Source organism: Curtobacterium sp. Leaf154 (assembly GCF_001424595.1).
GTDB classification, from domain to species: Bacteria; Actinomycetota; Actinomycetes; order Actinomycetales; family Microbacteriaceae; genus Curtobacterium; species Curtobacterium poinsettiae.
The window spans coordinates 35,753-47,330 of record NZ_LMOS01000004.1 but is presented as its reverse complement, the minus strand read 5'-3'; the positions used below and the strand labels follow the sequence as shown (position 1 = coordinate 47,330).

Annotated in this window: 12 protein-coding genes; 10 read left to right on the top strand and 2 right to left on the bottom strand. The window is 63.4% G+C overall.

Features of this window, described 5'->3' with window-relative positions; translation table 11 throughout:
- Positions 1–34: 34 nt before the first annotated feature.
- The 10 genes from ASF75_RS06690 to ASF75_RS06645 all read left to right on the top strand — a co-directional run bounded on the left by ASF75_RS06690 (position 35) and on the right by ASF75_RS06645 (position 8,611).
- On the top strand, positions 35–898 hold the full coding sequence (locus ASF75_RS06690) for an antitoxin VbhA family protein (RefSeq protein ID WP_056069889.1): 864 nt from the start codon (positions 35–37) through the stop codon (positions 896–898).
- Entirely contained in the window at positions 895–1,140 is a 246-nt protein-coding gene (locus tag ASF75_RS06685) for a hypothetical protein (protein WP_156463813.1), read from the top strand. The genes ASF75_RS06690 and ASF75_RS06685 overlap by 4 nt, the downstream gene beginning before the upstream one ends.
- A 56-nt stretch (positions 1,141–1,196) precedes the next feature.
- Positions 1,197–2,168 (top strand): hypothetical protein, encoded by a 972-nt coding sequence (locus ASF75_RS06680; RefSeq protein WP_235517565.1) that lies wholly within the window; start codon positions 1,197–1,199, stop codon positions 2,166–2,168.
- Positions 2,169–2,176: 8 nt separating this feature from the next.
- Positions 2,177–2,737, top strand: a complete 561-nt coding sequence (locus ASF75_RS06675) for a hypothetical protein (protein ID WP_056069882.1) — start codon at positions 2,177–2,179, stop codon at positions 2,735–2,737.
- A 584-nt stretch (positions 2,738–3,321) separates the two neighbouring features.
- Entirely contained in the window at positions 3,322–4,380 is a 1,059-nt protein-coding gene (locus ASF75_RS06670) for a hypothetical protein (RefSeq protein WP_139166428.1), read from the top strand.
- Positions 4,381–4,565: 185 nt separating this feature from the next.
- The gene (locus tag ASF75_RS06665) at positions 4,566–5,447 is read left to right on the top strand and encodes a DUF4238 domain-containing protein (protein ID WP_082509520.1); all 882 of its coding nucleotides are present in this window, start codon (positions 4,566–4,568) and stop codon (positions 5,445–5,447) included.
- Between the two features lie 256 nt (positions 5,448–5,703).
- Positions 5,704–6,246, top strand: coding sequence for a hypothetical protein (locus ASF75_RS06660; protein WP_156463811.1), 543 nt, complete (start codon positions 5,704–5,706; stop codon positions 6,244–6,246).
- 41 nt (positions 6,247–6,287) lie between these two features.
- On the top strand, positions 6,288–6,701 hold the full coding sequence (locus ASF75_RS06655; protein ID WP_056069870.1) for a helix-turn-helix domain-containing protein: 414 nt from the start codon (positions 6,288–6,290) through the stop codon (positions 6,699–6,701).
- Positions 6,691–7,212, top strand: coding sequence for a hypothetical protein (locus tag ASF75_RS06650; RefSeq protein WP_056069867.1), 522 nt, complete (start codon positions 6,691–6,693; stop codon positions 7,210–7,212). Before ASF75_RS06655 ends, ASF75_RS06650 begins: the two co-directional genes overlap by 11 nt.
- Before the next feature lie 352 nt (positions 7,213–7,564).
- Positions 7,565–8,611 carry a hypothetical protein gene (locus tag ASF75_RS06645; RefSeq protein ID WP_056069864.1) on the top strand — a complete coding sequence of 349 codons (1,047 nt, stop codon included), beginning with the start codon at positions 7,565–7,567 and terminating at the stop codon, positions 8,609–8,611.
- Between the two features lie 137 nt (positions 8,612–8,748).
- Here ASF75_RS06645 and ASF75_RS06640 read toward each other — a convergent pair whose 3' ends face one another.
- Together ASF75_RS06640 and nrdF are read right to left on the bottom strand one after the other, a co-directional pair.
- Positions 8,749–9,759, bottom strand: coding sequence for a hypothetical protein (locus tag ASF75_RS06640; protein WP_056069861.1), 1,011 nt, complete (start codon positions 9,757–9,759; stop codon positions 8,749–8,751).
- Positions 9,760–10,536: 777 nt separating this feature from the next.
- Entirely contained in the window at positions 10,537–11,511 is a 975-nt protein-coding gene (gene nrdF, locus ASF75_RS06635; RefSeq protein ID WP_017886894.1) for a class 1b ribonucleoside-diphosphate reductase subunit beta, read from the bottom strand.
- Positions 11,512–11,578 lie beyond the last annotated feature (67 nt).

The following is an 11,578-nucleotide window of genomic DNA, read 5'->3' as shown; positions in this document are numbered from 1 at the left end:
CTCTGCTCATGCCCACCTTCGGAGGTTGTTGCTGATGATGCGTCTGGTGTCCTTGCGCATGTCAAATGACCGGATCCTCTGGGGGCATGTCCTCCTTGAGGACACCGAGGACCCGGATGCGCACCTGGCGCAGATCCTTGTCCGCGCCATCGACGTCGAGCCCGGGTACGAGCTCTACGACAGAACCAACACGGTCCTGTCGGACCTGAGCGTGCCGGCGGTGCGGGAAGCGAACCGTATCGTGCAGACCCTTCTCGTCCCCGCGTCCGAGATCGCGAAGCGGGAGAAAGCAGTCCGGGCGGTGATCCACTCCGGCTACTTGGAAGGGTTCCCGGACGACATGCCGTGGCAGTCCCAGCTGTGGATGTACGCCCGCGGGGAAGTCACCCGCGAACAACTCTCCGCGTACGCCGACGAAGGCCGACAGATCCCCCGCCAACCCGAACACTCCGCCGTCGGTCCGGCGGACGTCCCCCAGGACTGGTGGCAGGCCACGCAAGCCCGCATCCGCCGGAACCTCCTCAACACCACCCTCACCGAACCGGAAGTCGCAGCAGCCCTGCAGATCAGCATTGAGGAGGTCGGGGAGCTGTTCGAAGCGAACCGGCTGACAAGCTTCGACCTCGACGGCGAAGAGCGCATCCCCGACTGGCAACTCGTCAAACCCGCCCTCCCCGACTTCGGCGACTTGGTGTCACTGCTGCCCGGCCTCGACGTCCTTTACGCGGCAGCCCCCCAACCGCTCCTCGACGCAGCCGCGATGACCGAGTTCATGACCACACCCCTCGACTTCCTCACCGTCGACGACCGGATCCTGACACCGCTGGACTGGATGCGAGAAGGCCGGCCGCTGACGACGATCATCGCCCTGTTCCGCGGACGACGGTGGCGACCATGACCACCAGGCCGGACCTGTTCCTCCTCAACGTCGCGTACGACATCACCGGGGTGCACGGGCACGTGTTCTTCCGCGACCCACCCAGCACCGTGCTGCGGCAGGTCATCATCCGCAGCACCGACACCGGCAACATCTGCGAACCAGCACACGGTGACACCCGCACCGGATGGGAACCCTTCCTCGAAGAAACCCGCTGGCTCATCGCCATCACCCAACCCGACACCCCAGACGAGCGCAGCTGATGGGTCCCGGGCTCCAATGGGTCAACGCCGCCTACGCCGGCAGACCGCAGATCACGATGCCATACAGACTCGGCGACACCACCGACCTCACCAACACCCTCTCGGTCCTCAAACTCGCCGGGCTTCGCGCAGTCGTGGAGACGCACGACACGATCCGCCTCGCCGACGGCCGCCGCGCACGCTTCCCAACCCTCATCCAACGCCCCCGCGACGAGGAACCGAACGACGCCGAACTGCTCCTCCTGGCACCACGCACCGTGACAGCCACGCAGATCGCGCTCGCAGAACAGACCGCAACGGTGCTGCTAGTCGACGTCGACCGACGCCGCGTCTGGATCGACGGCAAGCAGGCCCTCGGGACGAAGGAACGATGGAAGGACGCCGCCCCCATCTACGTCACCTTCGCCGTCGCACGGATGCTCGCCGTCAACGGCGCCACCTTCGACGGGCTGATGCGGGCAGGGCTGACGGCTGGACAGGTGGACGACGGGCTCGCACGCCTCGGGAAACGCGTGCACCGGACCGACATCGGGTGGGAGTCACGGCGGGTTGGTGGCCTCGTGGACTTCACCATTGCCTGCTATCCCGGACCAGGCGGCGTCAGGACCCGGTGGACGTCCGATCTGCCGCAGGTCGAGCAGGCGGAACGGCTCATCAACGCTGGCTGCCGCATCTCCGGCCGCGCCATTTCCGACCGGCCCGGCTACCCCGCCATCAGCAAACGCGAGATGCCCTACCGGGTCGTCGCGTTCTCCGAGCAAGAAGTCGACATGGCCGCGCTCGGCTTTGAACCCGACACGATCGGCTTCGCCGGCACCGAACTCATCCGGCCCGCGGACCCAACGATCTCCCTCACCGCAGCGGCCGCCGGCTACACGGACCGCACCGACGACATCATCACCGCGAACACACTCCTCCGCGCCGACTTCCGCAATGACGACGACGCAGCATCGTTGCAAGAGGTTCGCGACCGGCTGCAGTTCCTCGCCGACACCGGCTACGACCTCCGCCACAACCTGCCGAGCTGACGGACACAATGACCCTCATACTGCAGGCTGATCATTCGCTGGACGTCCTTCCGCGGATCGGGAACACCCTCATGTCGGACGACGACGAGCTTTGGTATCACGACCACAAGACGAACGCGCAGTGGGAGCGCCTCGACAACCTAGGGCAAGCAGAAGACGTCCTCCGGTCCCGAACGGATCGGAACCCCTGGGCTGGCATCGGCCGATTCTCCCGTCGTAACGCAGACGGCGACTTCGAGAAGCTACACCTCTTCGAGGTCCTCGGCTGGGCTGACCGCGTCTACGTCTGCGGCGATATCTCCCGGATCGGGTCCCAGTGGCGATGGAGCAGCTGGCCAGCTGACGCCCTCGGTAGAGACCGCACGCTCAGTACGGTCGGACACGCCTGGTATCAGGCCGCCTTCTACGAGCAACAAGTCGTCGCAGTCAACGATGCTGTTGCAAAGCTGCGTCCTGCGCTACACGCCGTAGAAGGACTCGCAGAGCAGGTAGCCGGCTACCTCTGGCTGCCACGCGAACGCGACCTGGCACCGAATACGCATCTCCGCGTCCCAAATCCGGACAGCTAGCTCACACTGTTCGTTCCCGGACAGCTAGCTTCCACCGTGTGTTCCCGGAGAGGGCGGCAGCGGCGGTGACCTCTGGTGCACCCCGCTGCGCCAAACCCACGCCGTAACCTTGAATTCGCCGCGCCCCGCCTCCACCCGGACGGCGTCCCGCGTCATGCTCCGCGCAACCGCGTCATCCCGATGAATCAACCGGTCCGGAAACCGGAACACGAGTAGACCGGCACCGGCTTGTCAAGCTCACGCACCTCCGCCCCACGCGCCTCCACCTCGAGCGAGAACAGCTGAGACGGCACCCAACGATCAGAACCACGACGGCCCACAGGACGAAGCGTAGGCGCGAACACCGACGCCCGAGACGTGTCCGCGTACGGCACCCCATCACCGAGACGAGCTGCGGACCAGCCATGTGAGACTGCCGCCGCGTCGGCCAATGTCCGTACTTCAGGCTTGCTCTAGGGAAGCACCGGTCGGATTGGGCTGAACTCGTTACAGGACTGCTACGCGAGACGGGCGGCTCGTCGTCGACACTGACCCGCCATTTCCCCTAGTCTCATCGCAGACTGAAGCACATGAGGGGGAATTCCATGGCAACGAAGGAAGAAAAGGCTCAGAACAGAGTCTCGTTCGTGACACAGCTCGCGCCTGTGGATGAGCCCGGCCGCGCACTCCACGCCATCGTTCGATCGGTGCTTCGGGCGATGGTCGATCAAGTTCCACAGAGGTCGCTCAACGTAGTGCAGTCCACGAAAGAGGACCTCACGATGGATCAGCTTGCGGCCGTGTCTCGACTGCATCGTGACAAGGGCATGGCTGGGGACGGTTTCGAGTGGGCTGTCCACGAGGCGATCGCTGGCGGTGAAAAGCGAGTCATTGACCCCCTGGCGGAAGCCATGCAGGCTTCGTCTCGCGCCTTCAAGACTCTCGACAAGCCGACCTCGTTGCTCTTCGGCCAAGAACGGGCAAAGTACAACGGATTCCTCGACGCGGTCGTCGAGACCGCGGCTGACGAAGCAGTCCTCCTTGCCGACGGACGCGGGCACCCGCCTAAGTTCGCGCGGTGGATTCGTGAGGCGGCACGGGGCGAGGCAGCCGAAGCAGATCTAGGCGCACGGCTCAAGAAGGTGTGGCAGACAGACCTTTTTGTCAGCGATGAGGGTCGTCATCGTCACCTCGCCGTGACGATCAAGAGCAATAAGGAAGCCTTGACGGGAGGGCCGGGCCTCCGACTAGCGATAGTCCCCGAGCATCGCGACCTGCCCTCAGGGGTCTCGAGGCAGGAGACAGTTGCGGGAGACAAACTTATAGTCGTCACTTTGGCAGATCCGACCGGTTTCTGGGGCCTCTACAAGAACGGTTTTGCCGCCGTCGCCGAGGCCATAACCACGCTTGGCCACCACGACCGCATGGCGGCCTACTGGGCTAAGCCCGATCCGGCCGCGCAGCGAATCCAGCAGAAACTCGAGCAGTATGGCTCCGTCAAGGTGTCTGAGGTTGAGGCCGCTCTCGATGAGGTTGCGCAAGAGGGACTCGTCGGCGTCGAAGAGCACTTGCTGTCCGTGGACGCTCCTTCCTGGTTGCGCTTGGGTTCTCCAGATGCGGAAGCATCTCGACTCGCCCCTAGGCCGTCCTTCAACCTGTCTTAGGCCAGCCCGCCGCGGTGGCCCGCCGCGGTGGCCCGCCGGCCAGAACTTACTCTTGAGCGGCTTGGATAAGTGCAACATTGCGCCCCTCCTGAGCGGAGGCCGTTCGACTAGCCATCGGTCATCAGTCATTCAGTTGAACACCGGAAATGAGCATGTGTCGTCGGGGCGAGATGTAGGGTCGGCTTATGCCAGGCAGCAAGCGCCACCATTGGATATCGCAGATGGTGCTGCGTCAATTCGCCGACGCGCAGGGACAGGTTCACGTCATCGACGTCGTCGAGGAGCTGCCACCGCGGCGCGCGAACCCAAGGGATGTTTTCCATCGCAACAACGCACACCGCATCACCGGGCTACCGGTAGAGCCCGACTTCTTCGAGCAGGCGCACAGCCGAGTTGAGTCCGACGCCTCTCGAGTGATTCACCGGTGGGAGGCCGATCAGAGTGCCGTCGCGACTTCGTTGGACCGCGACGTGATGACGCGTTTTCTCACCCTTCACATGCTGAGGCAGCCCAGCGTCATGAACAATGCTCGGACGCAGACTGAAGCTGAGCTCGGGTCGCTGACGCCGGAAGAGGAGCAGGACTACATGGTGTGGGCCGCATCCCTTCCTGCCCTCCTCGATGATGACTGGTTCAGCATCGGGCTGAACAACGCCGAGCGGTGGCAGCAGTACAAGGAGGCGTTCTCTGGTTACGAGTGGTCACTCCAGCGCTTTCCTGAGCGGTCGCTCGTACTTGGGGACCGACTCGTCTCCGGCTTCGGGCACCGCTTTGCTGAGCCAGGCACGTGGGAGTGGTCACAGGGCCAGCACGCCCGCGCAGGCGTAGGCGTCGCTAGACGTCTTAGCGTGCCACTCTCTCCAACCCTCGGCTTACTGCTTGCCTATAAGGGCCGCCCGACCTCACTCACCGCGGACCGATTCAATCTGACGTCAGTGACATCTGCAGAGAGAACTATCGTGCAGCACCGCGAATTCGCTCACTCGTCGCCGAACAGAGCCGCGTACGTTGCGGAGCTTGTGCAGCGGCGTCGAGCGTTCGAGCGCACTGGGTTGAGCGCCCGATAGTCGATCCTTTACTGAAACGTCGGCAGCAGGGTGCTACCCGCCCGAGAGCCCACCGTCGTCGAACTACTTGCGCTGGCGGAGGCCTACGTTGATGAAGCCGTCGGTATCGTCATCGAACACCGCGGATGGGTCGTCGACCTGGTGCCCTCATGACGGTCCACGGCGAGGTGGGACGGGCGGGTCACTTGTTGGTGGTGGGATGAAATCCGGCCGGTGGCCTCCGGGCGCTGTCGCCCGCTGACCATAGACTCAGGCTGTGACCGACGGCAAGGTGCAAAGCGATGGTTCTGCGTCCGTGTGCACCAAGGAGGACTGCGCTCCAATCCGCCATCATTGGTACGCCTCCGATGGCACGCAAGAACACCGAACCGTTGCTGGCCAAAACGTGGCGCAGGCGCTCCGACAACTGCTCACTGAGGCTGGACTCGAGGGCGAGGACCGGGACCGCGTCATGGGTGAGGTCTCGGCCCGCATGAAGCGACTGGTGCAAGGCAAGCTTCTGCCGATTCATCACGTGAAGGGCCCGATGGAGACCGTGACCGGCATCGACCTCTTCGAGGTTCGAACACAGGTGTACCGCGGCGAGGGTATCGACGAGGTGCTGGTACGCGTCTACCACGTTGAGCCCGTCGACCTAACTCAGGTAGGGGGCTCCACCGTGGTAGGGCTGCATATGCATCTCAAGGACGTCTCAGACCCGAAGCAGGTCCGTAGCCGCCAAGACGAGGAGCTGCAGCACGCCCGCAAGCGTTACTTCGAGGGACGCGGTGGCAAGTGGGGCGGAGCCTCGCTCCTGTAACCGCTGGCGGGTTCACAGCAGTGCCATATAGGCTGCGGCCTATGACCATCGAGTTCGACGACGGGCTGGGGTTCGAGGCAGAGGAGACGCCGTCCGAGCGTCTTGCCCGACAGCTCGCAGACGCCGACCTTCAACTGATCGCCCAGATCCGTGCCAAGCGGATTGAGCTCGGCCTCTCGCAGGCCGAACTCGGACGGATGCTGCACATCAGCCAAGCAACGGTTTCCGAGTTCGAGAGCGGGATGACCGAACCCAAGATGCAGACCGTCCGCCGCTACGCACATGCCCTCGGCCTGCTGATCGAGCACTCCGTCCGCGACGTTGATGCTACCTACGAGCCAGGGCGCGACGCCGTTGAAATCGAGCTCACCAGTGGTGCGAGATTCACCGCGCAGACCGGCTCGTACACAGCATTGGCCAACTCGAAGCGAACGGACTTTGCCATTGCAGCGTGACGACCGCGTCGACGGTGACGAGCAGTTGGCGTCCAGCCGAGTCGTCGGAGACATCCATGAGCTGGTCGAACTGGTTGAGCTGGAGGACGTCTTTCTCTGGGAGGAACGAAGCCGCCGCATCGACGAGACGAAGACCGAAGGTGACGAGGTCCCTCGAGTGCGGAACGTGATGAACGTTGCGGACCGCGCCGACGGACTCGGAATCGGCTTTCGGTTCCGGATGACCTTCGACGACCGCCAAGGCAACGAGTTCATTGCCGATCTCCAAGCACAGTACGAAACACCGGAGCGACTCGAAGTCAGCCAAGAGCTGCGAACCGAATTCGCCGAGAGGGTTGCCTTCTTCACGGTCTACCCGTATCTGCGGGCCTCGATACAGACTGCCGCCGCCCGCATGGGGGTTCCCGCACCGGTGCTGGCGATCGTGCGTGCTGGACAGTTCAAACTGGGTTCACCCATGAGCGCAGACGCCGCAGCAAACGAGTTCGAGGATAGGGCACCCGAAGAGTAGAATCACATCGGCTGTTGCTGTTGACGGGTCAGAGGTGATCGGGGCTGCGGAGTGCGGGCTCAAACCGGCGACGCTCCAAGAAGTTCCGAACAACCCCATTTCGCCGAGGTAGGCACTTTAGCTCACGGGACCGCTCGAAGGCGCTCGCGTGCAGCGGTCACGACAGCTTGCAGCCCGGAACCTCGTCCGTGCAATCACCGAAGGCTTCCCGGGCATACAACGAACCCTCTGGGTTCGACAAGCACTGGCCGGCACGCCGGCCCACCACAGTCAGGACAGCCCGTCGAAGGCGGCCCTAGGTGGGTGTTTAGGCGGATGCGTGGCGGAGCTTCAACACGACGAGAGGTCACCTGTGCTCGAAACAGCGCTCATCCAACCGGGCATCGACGCCTCCGAACAGATGGAGTCCATGCTCGCCAGCGATTTGCACGCAATCATCTGGCGTCACGCCCCACACGATTCAGATGGTGCGGATCTCCGCGACTACGTTCTCGGCGCTGCTCGGAGTGTGCGGTCGAACCTGCATAGCGCGCTCGTGCAGCTCGCTTCATACCGCGAGGCACGATACAAGCTCGACAACGCTCTCATCCTCTCGCTCCCTCGCACCGGCTCTATCCCGCGAGGACCTCACATCGACGAGCTCGGCGCGCGGCTCAACGCTCATCAGCAAGCGCTCTTCACCGCGCTAGGTGCCGCACTTGACTGCACCGCTGCCGTCTGCGTCGCCGTCAGTGGGTTGAAGATGAACGTTCGGCGGGCTCAGATGCCGGCGCTCTTGCCTACCTCTGACGATGCGGACTTCCCGACCGAAGGTCGGAGTCAGAGCCTGAAGAGGGCGATGAGGTCGGCGCCGGAGCGTGTGGCCGAGCTGCAGCATCAGATTCTGCGCGGGATCCGCGGCTCATACATGTCCGCCGGGCCTCCCGGCTGGCTGCGTTGGATGCTTGATGCTCGGAACACCGCCGTACATCGCGAACAGTCAGCAAGTTACGTCTTCTTCGAGGGTGACAAGAAGACAGGCTTGACCGTCTATCGGAACCTGCAACGCCACCCGCAGATGAGCAACCTGCAGTCCGTGCGATCAGCGGATTCGCCTGCAGCGATGCTCCTTGAAGAAGATGCAATGGTGACGATGCGAGAGTGCGTCCGGTCAACAGGCCTCGTCGTGAGCGGCGTGGGCGCAGTTATCGAGACAGAGTGGGCGAAGCGCCGAATCGCTCTGGATATCCGTGTGCCGATCAGTGAGCAGTGGGACGCAGCGGATCCATCTACTTTCGATGGCTTCAAACCCGGGTCGGCGAAGTTTGTGCCAAAGCCCGGTACCGTGCTGTTGATGAACCCGCGGGACAGCGCACGGCTCGCGGCCGGCGGTGTTCTCGATTCTTCTAAGAAACGCTGAGGCTTTGAAGCGTCGGCGCAGCAGTGTCGCAAAGCCCCGGTGCTCCGCCTACCAGGGGGTCGGTAGGTCTCAGGCGGCTTGCGCCTTCGCTACGGCAGCTCTCAGCGCCACTTCTGGTGTGACGCTGGTGTGCCCACCTACTCGGGTTCGTCGTCGCGATCGAAGCGGCTGAGGTATGTCCGGACGGAGCGGAACGTGTCGACGCCGACGAGAATGCCCTCGCCCGGTGAGCCAAGGGTGGTCAGTACCCAGCCGGCGCCGGCTGCGACTCCGGCTCCGACCGCCAACGGTGTCCGCGCAGCGCCAGCCCACAGCTCGAGGTAGCTGCGCAAACCTGCGAAACTGAGGGTCCGATCTACCAGCTCGTCTGAGACACCGAGCTGATCCTGCGCGGCCGGGAGGCTCGCCTCGAGTTCGCTGCGGACCGGCTCGGGTGCTGCGTCGTATGCCGCTTTGAAGTCATCAGCAGCTACCCGGACACGGGCGTAGTCCACGCCCAGCGGGCCTGTTGTCGCCAACGCGTCCGCGAGGTTCTCGGTCGCCTGCAGCAGGCTCGGTGACTTCGCGACCGGTGCGTACATGATGCCGAGACCATCGAGGCGTGTTGCGCTCCGGCCCTGGTACCCGGCAACCGCGACATCCAGCGAGGGCTTCACGATGCTGTCAAACCGAACCTGCCGAAGAGTCTGCTGACGCATCGCGTACGCGGAGATGGCCGGCTGCATGAGCCGGATCGTGCGTTGCAGCTCCTCGCCGTAGTTCAGGTCGAACTGTCGCACGCTCTCCAACGCCGGAGCAATCGCCTGCGCAGCCGAACGGTTCATCTGCGCGATGGCCTGCGCTGCGGGGGCGGCGTCTCGAATGATCTGCAACGCCGGTGCGAGCTGCTCAACCATCTGCTCACGCCACACCGCTGCCTGCGCTGCGTAGGGCTGCATGGCAAGGATCGCTGACTGGATGGACCGCATCGTCTGTGTGATCGAGACCTGCTGCAGGTTCGGGACCGTCGTTGCAGTTACCGCTGCCGTCAGCGCAGCGGTGCTCTCCTGCACAGCATCAATAGCTTCAGCTCCCGCCACTGAACCGCTATCGGCTTCTGACTCGTTCTCGCTGTCGTCCTGCTCTGCTTCCTGCGACACATCCGTCATTCGTTTGTCCTTCCCCATTCGTGGCGCACTCGCTCGCACCGGGATATCAGTGTGCCGGTTCCCCACACAGCCTTCACCCAAGTTGGCCGCAAGCGTGACGAATGATTCGAAGCAATCAAGTCGATCTGTCAACACATTCCACACTGGGGAACGAGTGGCAGCCTCGACGTCGGCAGACCCCCGATACATCGACACCTGGTGGTGCCGGCGCGTCGGATCCGTCCGGCTCAGCCGCCCCCGAACCAGGAGGAAAGCGGCTCATGAAGTACTGACTACTTGCTACTGGCAGCCCCACGCCCAGTCTCCGACCCCGGAACTAGAGTTACCCGCAGAGACATTTGCAACCGCGCCACCGTCGCAAGATCCGGCCACGCCAATCCTGCCAACACGTTCGCTAATGTCTGCGGATTCACCTCCGCCTCCAGAGCAACTGACCGGAGGGACCGCGACCCGATCGCGCTCCTGAGCCGCAATACAAACTGCCGGCCGAACTCGCCCAGCGAGTCTTCGCTTGACACTTCAGGCCAGGGCGTTGGACACAGGTCCAAAGGCCGCGGACGGCTCACGCGCGGCACATCAACCTCCCACGGTCCAACAAGCGCACATTTACGGAAACCGGGTGGCGCTGCGCAAAACCGGACACCAGGCGAAACTGACCAGAACTGTGCAACTTCGGCCAACCACCGCGCGCTGCTGACCACATCTCATTCCTGCTTGGCCAAGTACCGGCTCGCGCATCAGAAGCCAGCGGGGCGTCCCCGTCGAGTCAGTCCAGGATCAGAAGTCCCAGTCCTCGTCCTCAGTGTTCACGGCCTTGCCGATGACGTACGACGAGCCGGACCCCGAGAAGAAGTCGTGGTTCTCGTCCGCGTTCGGCGACAGGGCGGAGAGGATGGCCGGGTTCACGTCCGTGATGTTCTTCGGGAACATCGGCTCGTAGCCCAGGTTCATCAGCGCCTTGTTGGCGTTGTAGTGCAGGAACTTCTTGACGTCCTCGGTCAGACCGACCTCGTCGTAGAGGTCCTGCGTGTACTGCACCTCGTTCTCGTACATCTCGAACAGCAGCGAGAACGTGTAGTCCTTGAGCTCGTCGCGCTCGGCCTGCGTGAGGGTTTCGAGGCCCTTCTGGTACTTGTACCCGATGTAGTACCCGTGGACGGCTTCGTCACGGATGATCAGGCGGATCAGGTCGGCGGTGTTCGTGAGCTTGGCGCGCGACGACCAGTGCATCGGCAGGTAGAAGCCCGAGTAGAACAGGAACGACTCGAGCAGCGTCGAGGCGACCTTGCGCTTCAGCGGGTTGTCACCCTGGTAGTAGTCCATCACGATGGACGCCTTCTTCTGCAGGTTCGGGTTCTCCTCGGACCAGCGGAAGGCCTCGTCGATCTCACGCGTCGACGCGAGGGTCGAGAAGATCGACGAGTAGGACTTGGCGTGCACCGACTCCATGAACGCGATGTTCGTGTAGACGGCTTCCTCGTGCGGGGTGATCGCATCGGGGATGAGCGACACGGCGCCGACGGTGCCCTGGATGGTGTCGAGCAGGGTCAGACCGGTGAACACACGCATGGTCAGGGTCTGCTCGGCCGGCGTCAGCGTGTTCCACGACTGCACGTCGTTCGACAGCGGCACCTTCTCGGGCAGCCAGAAGTTGTTGACGAGACGGTTCCAGACCTCGACGTCCTTGTCGTCCTGGATGCGGTTCCAGTTGATGGCCTGGACCCGATCAATGAGCTTCAGCTTCTCGACCAACGTGTGTTCCTTACAGAGATGGTGACTAAGTGACGGACTGGAGGCGCGGTGCGGGTTGGCACCGCGC